Origin of the sequence: Bradyrhizobium sp. HKCCYLS1011, assembly GCF_051167795.1 — a bacterium.
Lineage (GTDB): Bacteria > Pseudomonadota > Alphaproteobacteria > Rhizobiales > Xanthobacteraceae > Bradyrhizobium.
In genome coordinates, this window is record NZ_JBNPTT010000002.1 from 242,814 (window position 1) to 256,988 (window position 14,175).

Here is a 14,175-nt window from a genome sequence, read left to right on the forward strand (position 1 = left end):
CTTACATGTCGGTCCCGAGATAGGCGCCCTGTTCAACGAGCTTTTTCTGCAGCGAGGTCACATCGAGCTCGCCAAGCGCGGCGTTGGTCGGCCCGCTCGCGGCCATGGCCGCGGCGGTGCCCGCGGCCTGGCCCATCGCAAAGCAGGCGCCGCTGGCGCGCGCCGCCGATTGGCCTTCGTGCGTCATGGAGGCGCAGCGGCCGGCGACGAGCAGATTGGAGACGCCCTTCGGCAGCAGCATGCGGAACGGGAGCTGGCAGAAGCCACGGCTGCCGTCCGGATAAAATCCCCACTCGACCTTGCCCGCGACATGCAGCTCCATCGGCCATGAATTGACGCCGATGGTGTCGTCGAAGTCAGCACAGCCGACGATGTCCTGCCCGGAAAGCTGGTAGAGGCCCTCGATGCGCCGGCTCTCGCGGATGCCGACCTGCGGGGCGATCTCGACGATATGCGCGTGCTCGAAGCCGGGGACCTCGTTCTTCAGGAAGCGGAAATATTCCTGGATCTGCCGGCGCCCCTCGATCTCACCGTCGCTGAGTTGCAGCGCATCGGTGGCGTCCATCACGCTGCCTTGCGCATTGCGGATCTGCGTCACGTTGACCCGCCATTCGGTCGGGTTCTTCTGCGGCCGGACGATGGCGCCTTCGCGCGGAAACCGATAGCCGCGGCCTGCGGCCTCGCTCATCAGCCGGTCGATCGCCTTGAAGTCGCCGATCGCCGCGATCGCACGATGCGGATCGACGCCGCCGACCCGGAACATCGTGGTCGGGAACAGGCCGCCGCCATGGCCGTCGCCGGTCTCGAACGGGACGCCGGCTCGGGCGGCGAGATCAGCATCGCCGCTGCAGTCGACGAAGAGCTTCGCGCGGATCGCGCGGCGGCCCGATTTGGTCTCGACGACCAGCGCGGTGATATGGCCATTGTCCATCGCGACATCGACGGCGACGGCGTGAAACAAGAGCTTCACGCCCGCGGAAAGCAAGAGATCGTCAGCCGCGCATTTGAGAGCGGAGACGTCATAAGAGCGGACCGTGATCCGCCCCTGCAGGCCCTGCTGCGGCTCGTTCAGACCGCCGAGTTGATCGAGCCGGTCCAGCAGTTCGTCGACCACGCCGTGCACGACCTGACGGGTCTCGCCACGTACGAGCCCGAACAGGCCGGCGAAGTTGGTGACGCCTCCGGCGGTGCCCATGCCACCCAGGAAGCCGTAGCGTTCCACCAAGAGGACATCGGCGCCGCCCCTCGCCGCCGAGGTGGCGGCGGCAAGACCGGCCGGACCTCCGCCCACGACCACGACATCATAAGAACCGAGCACGGTGGTGTCGCGGTTTGGCTCACGAACAGCCGCTTGGACCAAGAGGACCTCCCTGATTTGTCTGCGTTAGCTTTGCCGCAACTCTAACTCACTCGTAATTCGCGAAGAATATTCCGAAATGCGGTAATACTTTTCGCGATTCGAGAAAGGTGAGAGATGGACGCTTTTCAGAACCTCCGGGCCTTCTTGGCCGTGGCCGAGACCCGCAGCTTCACCGCAGCGGCCCGCCAAAGCGGGCTCGCGACATCGGTGCTGACCAAGCGGGTCGATCAGCTCGAGCGCGCGGTGAAGACCAGGCTGTTCGTTCGAACCACTCGGACGGTGACCCTGACCGAGGCCGGCCGGCGCTGGATCGAGCGGGTGCGATCGCTGGTGGCGGATTTCGACGACACGATGCGGCAGGTGTCCGACACGGGGCAGGACCTCGAGGGGCCGATCCGTGTCAAGGCGCCGACGACGCTCACCGTGCTCTATCTCGCCGACATCCTGACGCGCTTCCAGGCGCTGAACCCCAAGCTCAGCATGGAAATCGTGCTGGCTGATCGGGCGGTAAATCCCGCGGATGAAGGCTTCGACGTCGCGATCGCAGCGTTCGAAGCCGCTTTCAGCGACGTGGTCGATATCCCGCTGTGCCCGCTGCGACCCATGCTCTGCGCATCGCCCGATTACGTCGCCCGCCGCGGTGCGCCTGCGCATCCGCGCGACCTGATCGCGCATGATACGCTGAATTTTGCGCCGACCGGATCGATCTGGTCGTTCAACGGCCCGCAGGGACCGACTACGATCGAGATCAATCCCAGGATCAGCGCCAATGACGGACAGGTCCTGCTACGTGCAGCGCTCGCCGGAAACGGCATTGCCCAGCTTTCTGAATATCTGACGGCTCCGAGACTGGCCACGAGCGAGCTGGTACCCGTGCTGGAAAACTACCAGCTACCTGCGCGATGGGTGAAGATGCTGATTCCCGAAGCGCGCATGCAGGTGGCCCGCATCAGCGCGCTGGCGCAATTCCTCAAGGACGCGTTCTCGCCATCGCCGCCATGGGCCGCGGCTTCTGATTAGTTGCCTGTCGCGCGCGCACCCGTTGTTGTCCAGCGCCTTATAGCGTCGGTCCACAGTGACGACGTGCATGCGTGTCGTAAAGAGATCCAGGCCGGGCCGCGCCTAGGTTTCCGCTGCCGTCGTCGTAATCCGCGCCGGCGCCTCGCTTACAGCGCGGCCGAGGGTCAACAGCACGCGGTTGATCGGGGTCGCGATCCCATGCTGCTCGCCGATCGCCACCACGGCGCCGGTCAGGGCCTCGATCTCGAGCGGCCGGCCGGCGAGCCGGTCGAAATACATCGAGGTGCCGGCGTCGGGCGGATAGGTAAGGAGCGTCGCAAGCAACTGCTCCGGCTCATCGTCGGGAAAGCGCGCGCCGTCGGCACGTGCCACGGCGGCGGCTTCCTCGAGGATATCGAGACACAGCTCCTTGACATCGTCGCGCCGGAACACCGCCTGCCGCTGCAAGGTCAGCGCGGTGACCGGATTGGCCATCGCATTGAGCAGCAGCTTGCGCCAGACCAGCGTCTTGAAGTCGGGGCTCACGAGGATTCGCGTCGAGGTGCCCTCGAGCAGCGCGACGAAAGCGCGTCCACCTTCGTCGTCGCCGACCGCAAGCTCGTACTGGCCGGCACGGCGGAAACGCACGCGGTCCGGCGCCAGCCGCTCGCCATTGTAGTACACGATGGTCGGGATCACGGTTGCAGATCCCACCAGCGGCGCCAGCCGTTCCGCGTGCCCGATGCCGTTCTGTAAGGTCGCGACCCGGGTGTTCGGGCCGCAGAGCCGCTGCAGCCAGGCGCCGGCTTGTTCGGTGTCCTGCGTCTTCGTGCAGAGCAGGACCCAATCGACTTGTGTCGCGGCTGCAGGATCCGTCAACGCGCGGATCGGCGCGTCGATGGTCCCTTCGGCGTGCTCGACGACGAGCCGATCAAGTGGACGCCGGACACAGGCGATGACGTCGTAACGGTCGAGCGCTGCCAGCAATCCCGCAATCACGCCACCAACACTGCCGAGACCGATCACGGCGACCGTCGTCCGCGCCGAACGTTCAACACTTGTCATCGCGCCGCCGCTCCTTGTGCCAACATGGCATCGTCCCGGTGCATGATTGCACAAAGCCGACAGCGGGGCTGCACATCATGACCTCAGCGTTGCGGCAATTTCAGCCGTTTCGGCTCACGGTTGAGTTATCAGCCTGACAGGTCGGCATGATGGCCCGGCTCTCCGCGCCCTAACAGCTGTCGTCCCTGCGAACGCAGGGACCCATAACCACCGGCCGTGGTGAGGTGAAGGACGTCTGCCATCTCGCACGAAATTTCGATTCCGCGGTATGGGTCCCTGCGTTCGCAGGGACGACATGGGAGGTTGCGGCCATGCCTCGGTGCAAATGCAGCGGACGTGCAGCTGCCGGTGCGCAGGCTCGTGCGCGATCGAATGAGTAGCTTCGGAGTGGTTCACGCCGACTGCAGCACGAAGCGGCGCTCGAGCTTCTGAACGGGGCGCGCGTTCATCGGATAGAGCTTGGCAAATTTCGCCACGTCCGCTTCCGCGACCGAGATTGGATTGGTCAGCAGCAGCCACTCGACCACCTCCGAGCAGGGCGGCGTCGTCAGCGAGCCCTCATAGCGATAATAGGAGCGTCGGGCCGGCAACAGCACGTTCGGGTCGATGCGGGGATCTGCCTTGACCGCCGGCCCCTCCTGCGGCGGCATCGTCGACACGATCTGAGCGAAGACCGGATTGGGATGTCCCGTGGTCATCAGCACCCCGATCACGGCGAGCCGGCCCGATTCCGCCCGGTGCACGAAATGCGCCTCCATCGGAAAATTCTTGCCGCCGATCTGATGTTCGCTCGGCCGGTGGAAATGCATCTGCACCAGCTTGTAGGTGGTGTCGCCGAGCTTCAAGGTACTGCTGCCGTCAGCGAAATTGAGCTGAATCGTGTGACCGTTGTTGATGATGGTGTCGGCGGTCCTGCTCCAGGAGAGCTTGGGGTCGGGCAGGCGGGCCTTGGTGGGATTCTCGATGTCGATCGGGGACTGCTGGGTCCCGATGCCGCAGACCTTGTCGGCGGCATCGAGGTCGCCCCATTTGGCAGGGCCGGTGTCGCCCTCATAGCTCCAATGCGCAGCATCTGCGGCGTGGGCGCAGACCGGACAGAGTGCGAGGCCGGCAAGAGCCTTCAACGCGTGACGGCGGTTCATGGCAATCTCTCCAGGCTCAGTTGAGACGTTGCAAAATTCCGATGGCAGGAGGCGCGAGGGTCCAAGCAGTGGCCTCAATGATCTTGGGAACCATTGCCGATTCGGCTGATGGGCGTCCATCGTGATCGCTGGTCGGGCGCAACCTGCGCGGGCGTTTTCGACCAGCCGCCCTGACCAAACGGTCCTTGAGTTCGGCTACACCTGCCGATACGGTCGGCGCCTTGGCAAAAACGTCAACAAACTCAAGATCCAGGCAGGATATCCGCCAAAATGCCCAAAATCTACAAGATCTGCTCCGCGTCCGCCTGGCGCGAGGCCGAGCGGCAGGGCGTCTATCGCGGCAGCGCGGACGATAAGCGCGACGGCTTCATCCATTTTTCCACCGCGACCCAGGTGCCGGAAACGGCGCGCAAGCACTTCTTTGGCCAGACCGCGCTGTTCCTGGTCGAGGTGGAGGCCGACGCGCTCGGCGACCTGCTGCGCTGGGAGCGTTCGCGCAACGACGAACTGTTCCCGCATCTCTATGGTGAGCTCGATCTCGGCGCCGTCACGGCCGTGCACCAGATGCATGCGCGTGCCGACGGCAGCCACGACATTCCCGGACTGACGCCGTGATCCGCATCTTCGACACCGTGTCGCTGCCCCTGCTGCGCTGGCTCGATGCCGAGGACGCGCACCGGCTGGCGATCCAGGGCCTCAAGCTATTGCCGGCGATGCGGCCGGCGCCCGACGATGCCAAGCTTGCGGTGCGCGCCTTCGGGCTGAACTTCCCCAATCCCGTTGGCATGGCAGCCGGCTTCGACAAGAACGCCGAGGCGCCGGACGCGCTGCTGCGGCTCGGCTTCGGCTTCGTCGAGATCGGCACTGTCACGCCGCGGCCGCAGAGCGGCAATCCGCGGCCGCGGCTGTTCCGCCTGGAGCGCGACGAAGCGATCATCAACCGGATGGGCTTTAACAATGACGGCGCCGATCCGGTGCTGCGGCGGCTGGCGGCCCGCGCCCATTTCGGCGGCATCGTCGGCGTCAATGTCGGGGCCAACAAGGATTCCACTGACCGTGTTGCCGACTATGTGCGGCTGATCGAGACCTTCGCGCCGGTGGCGAGCTATTTCACGGTCAACATCTCCTCGCCGAACACGCCGGGCCTGCGCAACCTGCAGCAGGCCGCCCAGCTCGACGACCTCTTGGCCAAAGTGCTGGAGGCGCGCGACCGGGTGAAGCAGAAATCCGGCGACACGCCGGTGCTGCTCAAGATCGCTCCCGACCTCAGCCTCGCCGAGCTCGACGACGTCGTCCATGTCGCGCGCTCGCGCCGGGTCGATGGCATGATCGTCGCCAACACGACGCTGGCGCGGCCCAGGACGTTGCGCGAGCAGGCGCGCGCCAAGGAGCAGGGCGGCCTTTCCGGGCGTCCGTTGTTCCGGTTGTCGACGCGGATGGTGGCGGAGACCTTCGTTCGGGTGGAAGGCGCGTTTCCGCTGGTGGGCGTTGGCGGCATCGATTCCGGCGGCGCGGCGCTGACCAAGATTCGCGCCGGTGCCAGCCTGATCCAGCTCTACTCGTCGCTGGTCTATAAGGGGCTTGGTCTGGTCGAGAGCATCAAGACCGATCTCGCTTCGACCCTGCTGCGCACCGGGCGAGATTCTCTGTCGGAGATCGTCGGCGCCGACGCCGCGACGATCACGGCGGAGGATTGGCCGGTGTGAGGATTGCGCGCAGGCGGGGCATCCGGTCTTCCGCGGCAGTTGTGATTGAACCGAGGCGTCACGGCGTACTGGATCGTCCGCTTTCGCGGACGATGACGGCGTTGGACTGTGAGAGATCAGCCCTTCCCGAACGACTGCCGCAACAGTGTCGGATAGCGCAGGCCCTGCAAGCCGCCACGCGCGACGTAGTGGGCGAGAAAGGCGATCCAGAGCCCGGTGTTGCCGAAGCTGCGCAGCGCAAACCACGTGGTGAGGAAGATCGACAGCGAGGCCATCATCAGGTTGCGCATGTCGCGCGCCCAGGTCGCGCCGATGTAGATGCCGTCGAAGGCAAAGGCGAACACGGCGGGCAGCGGCGACACGATCACGAAAACGAGGAAGTCGCGGGCGGCGAGCCGCACGGCGGGGCTCGCCGTCATCAGGTCGATCAGCGCGGAGCCGGACAAGGCAAGTGTCGTGCTGACGACCAGCGAAAAGCCGACACCCCAGGCAAGAATCAGCTGCGTGGCACGGATGAAGTTGCGGCGATTGCGGGCACCGACCGCGTAGCCGCAGAGCTGCTCCGCCGCATTGGCAAGGCCGTCGAGGAAGAAGGCGCTGACCAGCAGGAAATTGTTGAGCACGGCGTTCGCCGCCAGCGTGACGTCTCCAGCGCGTGCGCCCTGCGCGTTGAAGAACAGGAACACCGTGATCAGCGCCGCGGTGCGGATCATGATGTCGCGGTTGACCGCCAGCATCCGCTTCACGCCCTCGCGGTCGAGCAGCACCTGTCGCGACACCACGATGCCGCCCGGCAACAGCCGCCGCGCGATCACCACGCCCAGGACGAGGCCGGCCGCCTCCGCGATCACCGCGGCCACCGCCGCGCCGGCGATCCCGGCGTCCAATACCAGCACCAGCAGAAGCGTCGCGGCGATGTTGATCAGGTTGATTGCGATCTGGACGGCGAGTGCGAGCCGCGCGCGGGCCTGCCCGACCAGCCAGCCGAGCACGACATAATTGGCAAGCGCCAGAGGCGACGACCAGATGCGGACGGTGAAATAGGTTCGGCCGGCGCGGGTGACCGCTTCGCTGCCGCCCATGGCATCGAACAGGAGCGTGCCCAGCGGCAGCTGCAAGACAATCAGGATGGCGCCGACACCGGCGGCCACGAGCAGGCCACGCACCAGCACGACCGGCAGCTCGTCGCGCGCGCCGGCGCCGAGTGACTGCGCAGTGAAGGCGAGCGTGCTCAGGCGCAGGAAGCCGAACAGCCAGAACAGACAGTCGAAGATCACCGAGGCCATGGCGACGCCGCCGAGCAGGCTGGCTTCGCCGAGGCGGCCGATCGCGGATGTCGCGACGATGCCGATGAGCGGCGTGGTCACGTTCGCCACCATCGCGGGGCCGGCGATGGCGAACACCTCGCGGCTCGTCACGTTCGGCTGGATGGTCCCCGGGGAATGCAACGGACGCTCGCTGGTTCGTTCACCGGACCCTTGCGTCCGGCGCGAGCGCTCGTTTATCGGTGATTCCGCGGCGCCGCTAGAGGTCGATGCTCATGCCGTCATGCGCGGCCGTGTGAGACAGCGCGTCCAGGCGGGACAGCATGTCGTCGCCCATATGGGTGAGCACGAGGCGCTTGGGCCGGATGTCGTCGAGATGCGCCTGCAGCGCGGTCAAGCTGAGATGATTCTTGACCACCTTGTCGTAAGTATAGGCTTCGGCGATGAACAGATCGGCCTCTCGCGCGAGCGGGACCAGCGTTTCCGTCCACTCCGTATCAGCACTGTAGGCGACGACGCGGCCTTCGGCCTCGATGCGATAGCCGAGGAAGGGGCCGCCGGATTCGCCGTGCACGACCGGATAGGGCGTCACGGTGAGTTCGCCGAAGCGAACCGGATGTTCGGGTTCGAGACTCACGACCGACAGATCGAACTTCTGTTGCGTCTTGGATGAGTTCTCGAACAGGGTTTCCATCACCTGCTTCAGCCGCATCTCGATGCCCGCGGGGCCGGCGATGACGAGCGGTTTGGTCCGGCGCGAGAACTGTGCATCCAGCAGGAAGAAAGGCAGGCCGGCGAAATGATCGCCGTGGAAGTGAGTGATGAGAATGAGCTCGATGTCGTTGCGCGCGATCTCGAGCCGCTTCAGCGCCGGCAGAGACGATGCGCCGCAATCGATCAGCAAGTTGGTGCTGTCGCCGGTGAGATGAAAGCATGTGTTGAAGCGGCCACCGGAGCCGAAGGCATCGCCGCAGCCGACAAAACGAAGCTGCATCGGCCGCAGTCCTTCATCTGCCGCGCGGTGCGAACAGCCGCGACAGCAGCCAGATCGGGATCACGATAACGGCGCCGAGCAGGAAATAGCGCCATAGCCAGTTGATGGCGTCGAAGCCGAGCTCATAGAGCCGTCGGATCAAGAGGCGAATGCTGTTGAGGATGTTGAGCGGATCGAATCCGATCGCCGACAGCACCACGCCGACCAGGATCGATAACAGGATCAGTCGGAACGCCACCGACAGCGGCGAGCCGCCGAGAAAGCGTGACAGGCCGTCCTGGCTGCTGCGGGCCGGATAATCCCTGACGTCGTTGGACATGCCATCCTCTCCTCGGGGCGCCAATGCGCGAGGCCCATTATAGGCAACGCGTGGCAGGTGGGGAACCCGCCCGATCGCCGCAAGCGGCTTACCGGCTTTTAATGTGAGATCATGGCGCCGGGGCGTTTTCTGCTTTCAGCATCTTTTCCAGCGTCTCCAGCCGGTCGGCCTCGCCCGGCGGCTTGTCCCAGCGCAGCCGGTTGATGCGCGGAAAGCGCATCGCGATGCCGCTCTTGTGCCGCGGCGAACGCTGCAACCCTTCGAAGGCAACCTCCAGCACCAGGCCCTGATTCGGCTCGTGCACGACCTCCCGTACGGGGCCGAATTTCTCGATCGTGTTGCGTCGGACGAAGCGGTCGATCTGCAACAGCTCCTCGTCGGTGAAGCCGAAATAGGCCTTGCCGACCGGGACCAGCTGCTCGCCGCCTTCGCCTGACGTCCAGACGCCGAAGGTGTAGTCGGAATAATAGGACGAGCGCTTGCCATGTCCGCGCTGCGCATACATCAGGACGGCGTCGATGATGTGCGGATCGTGCTTCCATTTCCACCATTGGCCCTTCGGCCGTCCCGGCAGATAGGGCGCATCGCGGCGCTTCAGCATCACGCCCTCGACAGCCTCGGCATCTTCGCCCGCGCCGGCTGCGGCCGGATTGGCCCGCGCCGCCTTCAGCTCGTCCCAGCTCGCAAAGGCGATCGTCGGCGACAGATCTATTCGGACATCGTCGAGCCGCCTGACGAAGCCTTCCAGCCGCTCGCGGCGCTCGGCAAAGGGCAGCTCGCGCAGGTCGTTCTCCTCATCGCCGAGCAGATCGTAGACGCGCAGGTGGATCGGATACTCCTTCAGCAGTTTCGGCGAGACCGTCTTGCGGTTCAGCCGCTGCTGCAGCACGTTGAAGCTCTGCACCCGTCCGCCACGGACCACCAGCAATTCGCCATCGAGCGCACCGGGCAGATGCAGCGACGGCAGCAGGTCCGGGAAGCTGCCGGTGATATCCTCGCCGCTGCGCGAATAGAGCCGCGCCACCATGTGCCCCTGCGGGTCGCGGCCGCTGACGGCCTGGACGCGGATGCCGTCCCACTTCCATTCGGCGATGTAGTCCGCGGCATCCATCGCGGCGAAATCCTCGTCCTCGACCGCATGCGCCAGCATCACCGGGCGGAACGGCGCCGGATCACGATTTTCAGGCTTGGGTCCGCGGCCTTCCAGCCAGGCGAACAGGTCGAGATAGGGGGGCGAGAGGCCAGGCCAGATCAGCTCGATCTCGTGCGGGTCCTTGTCGTCGAGCGCTGCTGCCGCGGTCTTGGCCAACCGCGCGGAGATGCCGATCCGCAACGCGCCGGTGACGAGCTTCAACAGCGCCCAGCGCCCGGTCTCGTCGAGCTCGTCCAGCCAGCGCGCCAACTGTCGCGGCATGTCGGTCTTGCCGAGCGTGCGGAGCGTGGTGACGACTTCGGTGAGTGTCGGAGGCGGCGGGTTGTTGTGGCCCGGTGGGAGTGGGTTCTCACCTCTCCCGCTTGCGGGGGAGGTCGGATTGCCGGACCCGCACGGCAATCCGGGTGGGGGCGCTTCGCCCGCGAGCAGTGTGTGGGCTTGCCCCCACCCCAGCCCTCCCCCGCAGGGGGGGAAGGGAGCAGACTGGGCCCCGGGCTGCAGCGACGTGCCCCTCGGCCACATCAGCGCGACCGTCTCGGAGAGATCGCCGACGTAATCGTAGGACAGCGCGAACAGCACCGGATCGGTGCGCGCGGCGATCAGGTCGCGGATCAGTGCGGGCTTCGCATGCTTGAACGACAGGGCGCCGGTCAGCGCCGCCAGCGCGTAGCCGCGATCGGGATCTTCGACCTCGCGGAAATAGGAGGTGATCAGGCGCAGCTTGTTGTTGCGCCCGGGCTCGTAGGCCAGCCGATCGAGCAGTTCGGCGAAACGGTTCATGCGTCCGCGTCCTCCGCCGCGCCGACAACCTCGCTCTCCTCCTCATCGCCATAGCCGATGAGATCGAGCGGCCGCGCCGCCAGCCTCTGCGAGCGGCACCAATGCACCAGCGCGTCCTCCTGGCCGTGGGTGACCCAGACCTCACCGGCGCCGGTGGCCGCAATGGTCGCGGTCAGCCCGTCCCAATCGGCGTGGTCGGAAATCACCAGCGGCAGCTCGACGCCGCGCTGCCGGGCGCGGGCGCGCACCCGCATCCAGCCCGAGGCAAAGGCGGTGACTGGATCGGGGAAGCGCCGAGTCCAGAGGTCGGAGGTCGCGCTCGGTGGCGCCAAGGTGATGGTGCCGGCAAGCTCGGCCTTCTTCCGGCCCTTCACGGGGCGCAGCTCGCCGAGCGGAATACCCTTCGCATCATAGTAGCGCGTGATCTTCTCCATCGCGCCGTGCAGGTAGATCGGCGCGTCATAGCCCGCCTCGCGGATCAGCGCGATCACACGTTGAGCCTTGCCAAGTGAGTAGGCGCCGACCAGATGGGCGCGCTCCGGAAACAGGGCGACGGACGCCAGCAGCTTCTTCACTTCGGCAGCCGCGTCACCGTGCCGGAACACCGGCAGCCCAAACGTCGCCTCGGTGATGAAGACGTCGCATTGCACAAGCTCGAACGGTGCGCAGGTCGGATCGCGTGCATCCTTGTAGTCGCCGGACGCGACGATGCAGGTGTCCTTGCAGGACACCTTGATCTGCGCCGAGCCCAGCACATGGCCTGCGGGATGAAAGCTCACGCTGACCTCGCCGAACTTAATCGTCTCGCCATAGCGCACGGCCTGCGTGGTGCCGGCGAAATTCTCGCCGTAGCGCAGCCGCATGATGTCGAGCGTCTCCTGCGTGGCCAGCACCGCGCCATGGCCGGCGCGGGCATGGTCGGAATGGCCATGGGTGATCAGCGCCCGCTCCACGGGCCGGACCGGATCGATATGGAAGCCGCCGACCTTGCAGCACAGGCCGGCCGGGACGGGCGTCAGGATGTCTTGCGGGCGCATGTCGATCATATATAGGAACCTCGACGCACCAATCGAGACTGCCTCAACTCAGTTCCCGTCATGCTTGGCCGCCTGTTCCTGTCCTCCGGCGATCTGATCGCCGACCGCCGCTATGAATTCGCCCGTGACCTGCAAGCGAAGGGCGATCTCGCCGCCGCAGCCGAGGTGTTGGAGCAGGCCATCGAGCTTGCGCCGAATTTTGCTTCGGCCTGGTTCGCATTGGGGGAGATCCGCGACGCGATGGGCGAGGCCAGCGCGGCGATCGCGGCATTCCAGAAGGCCTGCGCCGCCGATCCCAGGGATCATCACGGCGCCGCTGTGCAACTGATGCGCCTCGGTGCAGCGCCGCTCGCTGATATGCCCAAGGCCTATGTGCAGTCCCTGTTCGATCAATACGCGCCTCGCTTCGAGGCGGAGCTGATCGAGCGCCTGCATTATCGCGCACCTGCGATCCTGTTGAAGGCGGTGCACGCCTTGCGCGCTGCCGAGAACAGGCCGGCGGTCTTCAAACGTGCGATCGATCTCGGCTGCGGCACCGGGCTCGGCGCAGCCGCGTTCGCCAACAATGTCGATGCGTTCGTCGGCATCGATCTATCGCCTGGCATGGTCGAGCAGGCGCGCGCCACCGGCCTCTATGCCGAGCTCGAGGTCGACGACATGACGGCTGCCTTGCAGAAGCAGCCGGACGCGAGCGCCGATCTCGTGCTCGCCGCGGACGCGATGGTCTATGTCGGCGAGCTCGCGCCGGTCCTGCAGGAAGTGCAGCGCGTGCTGATACCTGGCGGTCTGGTTGCCTTCACCGTGGAGACGCACGACGGCAACGGCATCGTCATGGGCGAGGGGCTGCGGTATGCCCACAGCGCGGAATATATTGGCCATGTGATCGCGTCAGCGGCATTGACGCTTTCCCATCTCGAGCCGGCCAGCCCGCGCACCGAGGATCAGGTGCCGGTACGCGGGCTCGTCGTCATTGCCGCGAAAACTTGAGTTGACACGCTAGATCGGTGCGAATTGCACCGCACTCTCTTCCGCTGTGCCAACTTCACGCTTGCCGCATGTCCTCTGATGCCAAAAAATGATGGCGTTCAGGGAGGACACAACAAATGAAAAATCATCCGACGCGGCGCCAGTTCTGCGCCACCGCGTTTGCCACTGCTGGCGCTGCGACGATGAGCTCGCCCTATGTCTGGGCCGCCGAGAAGAAATACGATGCGGGTGCAAGCGATACCGAGATCAAGCTTGGGCAGACCATACCGCATTCTGGTCCCGGCTCGCTCTATGGCGTGCTGGGCCGCATCGGCGAAGCCTATTTCCAGATGCTGAACGAGCAGGGCGGCATCAACGGCCGCAAGATCAAGTTTCTCACCATGGATGATGCCTACAGCGCGCCGAAATGCGTCGAGGCGACGCGGCGGCTGGTCGAGCAGGAGGAGGTGCTGGCGCTGTACGGGTCGCTCGGCACCGCTCCGCAGACCGCCGTGCACAAATACCTCAATTCCAAGGGCGTGCCGCAGCTTCTGCTCAACACCGGCGCGTCGAAGTGGAATGATCCGAAGAACTACAAATGGACCATGGCCGGGCTGCCGCTCTATCCGACCGAAGCGCGCATCCTCGCCAAGCACGTGATCAGCGTGAAGCCGGAAGCCAAGATCGGCATTCTCTATCAGAATGACGATTTCGGCCGCGACTTCTTAGGCCCGTTCAAGAAGGTGCTGGCGGACGCCGGCGGCAAGGCCCAGGTGATCATGGAGCAGACCTATGATCTCACCGATCCCACCATCGACTCGCAGCTCGTCAACCTGTCAAAGTCGGGCGCTGACGTCTTCTACAACATCAGCACGGGCAAGGCATCGTCGCAATCGATCCGCAAGGCGGCGGAGCTCGGCTGGAAGCCGCTGCAGCTGCTGTCGGCCGGATCGACCGGACGTTCTATTCTGAACGCCGCAGGATTCGAGAACGCGAAGGATATTGTTGCCATCCGCTACGCCAAGGACGCCGGCGTGCCGCGCTGGAAGGACGATCCGGAGGTGAAGGGCTTCGAGGCGCTGCGGGCAAAATATCTGCCCAGCATCGATCCCGACAATTCCATCGCCTATGCCGGCTACGGCCAGGCGGCGACCATGGCCGAGATCCTGCGCCGCTGCGGCGACACGCTGACGCGCGAGAACGTGCTCAAACAGGCCTCGACCCTGGCGGGCTTCCACTCGCCGTATTTTCTCGATGGCGTGACCTACAGCTATCAGCCGGATGACTACACGCCGATGAAGACGCTCTACATCTCGATCTTCGACGGCGCCGATTGGCAGATCTCGGACCGGCCGGTGACGGAGTGACTTTTATCTGCTGCTTCGCCGG

13 protein-coding genes are annotated in these 14,175 nt (G+C 65.3%); 5 read left to right on the top strand and 8 right to left on the bottom strand.

All coding sequences use genetic code 11. The features are described from left to right. Nucleotide 1: 1 nt before the first annotated feature. On the bottom strand, nucleotides 2-1,360 hold the full coding sequence (locus ACQR1W_RS05730; protein ID WP_434849894.1) for an FAD-dependent oxidoreductase: 1,359 nt from the start codon (nucleotides 1,358-1,360) through the stop codon (nucleotides 2-4). A gap of 114 nt (nucleotides 1,361-1,474) precedes the next feature. On the opposite strand from ACQR1W_RS05730, the gene ACQR1W_RS05735 reads away from it, so the two are divergent. Beyond that, entirely contained in the window at nucleotides 1,475-2,380 is a 906-nt protein-coding gene (locus tag ACQR1W_RS05735; protein ID WP_434849895.1) for a LysR family transcriptional regulator, read from the top strand. Between the two features lie 102 nt (nucleotides 2,381-2,482). Here the strand turns inward: ACQR1W_RS05735 and ACQR1W_RS05740 are convergent, their stop codons facing one another. Then, nucleotides 2,483-3,424: a 2-dehydropantoate 2-reductase gene (locus ACQR1W_RS05740; RefSeq protein WP_434849896.1), complete on the bottom strand. Its 942-nt coding sequence runs from the start codon at nucleotides 3,422-3,424 to the stop codon at nucleotides 2,483-2,485. Nucleotides 3,425-3,816: 392 nt separating this feature from the next. Next, nucleotides 3,817-4,566, bottom strand: a complete 750-nt coding sequence (locus ACQR1W_RS05745; RefSeq protein WP_434849897.1) for a carbonic anhydrase — start codon at nucleotides 4,564-4,566, stop codon at nucleotides 3,817-3,819. A 270-nt stretch (nucleotides 4,567-4,836) separates the two neighbouring features. Between ACQR1W_RS05745 and ACQR1W_RS05750 the strand changes: the two genes are divergently transcribed. Together ACQR1W_RS05750 and ACQR1W_RS05755 are read left to right on the top strand one after the other, a co-directional pair. Further along, entirely contained in the window at nucleotides 4,837-5,181 is a 345-nt protein-coding gene (locus ACQR1W_RS05750; RefSeq protein ID WP_008974748.1) for a DUF952 domain-containing protein, read from the top strand. Continuing rightward, nucleotides 5,178-6,272, top strand: coding sequence for a quinone-dependent dihydroorotate dehydrogenase (locus ACQR1W_RS05755; RefSeq protein ID WP_434849898.1), 1,095 nt, complete (start codon nucleotides 5,178-5,180; stop codon nucleotides 6,270-6,272). Before ACQR1W_RS05750 ends, ACQR1W_RS05755 begins: the two co-directional genes overlap by 4 nt. Before the next feature lie 116 nt (nucleotides 6,273-6,388). Here the strand turns inward: ACQR1W_RS05755 and ACQR1W_RS05760 are convergent, their stop codons facing one another. The 5 genes from ACQR1W_RS05760 to ACQR1W_RS05780 all read right to left on the bottom strand — a co-directional run bounded on the left by ACQR1W_RS05760 (nucleotide 6,389) and on the right by ACQR1W_RS05780 (nucleotide 11,829). Continuing rightward, nucleotides 6,389-7,720 (bottom strand): MATE family efflux transporter, encoded by a 1,332-nt coding sequence (locus ACQR1W_RS05760; RefSeq protein WP_434849899.1) that lies wholly within the window; start codon nucleotides 7,718-7,720, stop codon nucleotides 6,389-6,391. Between the two features lie 76 nt (nucleotides 7,721-7,796). Then, a complete protein-coding gene (locus tag ACQR1W_RS05765; protein WP_434849900.1) occupies nucleotides 7,797-8,531 on the bottom strand; it encodes an MBL fold metallo-hydrolase in 735 nt (244 codons plus the stop codon). A gap of 13 nt (nucleotides 8,532-8,544) precedes the next feature. Then, nucleotides 8,545-8,850, bottom strand: coding sequence for a DUF6460 domain-containing protein (locus tag ACQR1W_RS05770; protein ID WP_434849901.1), 306 nt, complete (start codon nucleotides 8,848-8,850; stop codon nucleotides 8,545-8,547). Between the two features lie 109 nt (nucleotides 8,851-8,959). Then, a complete protein-coding gene (locus ACQR1W_RS05775; protein ID WP_434849902.1) occupies nucleotides 8,960-10,783 on the bottom strand; it encodes an ATP-dependent DNA ligase in 1,824 nt (607 codons plus the stop codon). Further along, complete coding sequence (locus ACQR1W_RS05780) at nucleotides 10,780-11,829, bottom strand: ligase-associated DNA damage response exonuclease (protein ID WP_434849903.1); 1,050 nt, start codon at nucleotides 11,827-11,829, stop codon at nucleotides 10,780-10,782. Before ACQR1W_RS05780 ends, ACQR1W_RS05775 begins: the two co-directional genes overlap by 4 nt. A gap of 51 nt (nucleotides 11,830-11,880) precedes the next feature. Between ACQR1W_RS05780 and ACQR1W_RS05785 the strand changes: the two genes are divergently transcribed. Next, nucleotides 11,881-12,807 (top strand): methyltransferase domain-containing protein, encoded by a 927-nt coding sequence (locus ACQR1W_RS05785; RefSeq protein ID WP_434849904.1) that lies wholly within the window; start codon nucleotides 11,881-11,883, stop codon nucleotides 12,805-12,807. A 116-nt stretch (nucleotides 12,808-12,923) separates the two neighbouring features. Beyond that, complete coding sequence (locus tag ACQR1W_RS05790; RefSeq protein ID WP_434849905.1) at nucleotides 12,924-14,153, top strand: ABC transporter substrate-binding protein; 1,230 nt, start codon at nucleotides 12,924-12,926, stop codon at nucleotides 14,151-14,153. The last annotated feature ends 22 nt before the right edge of the window (nucleotides 14,154-14,175 follow it).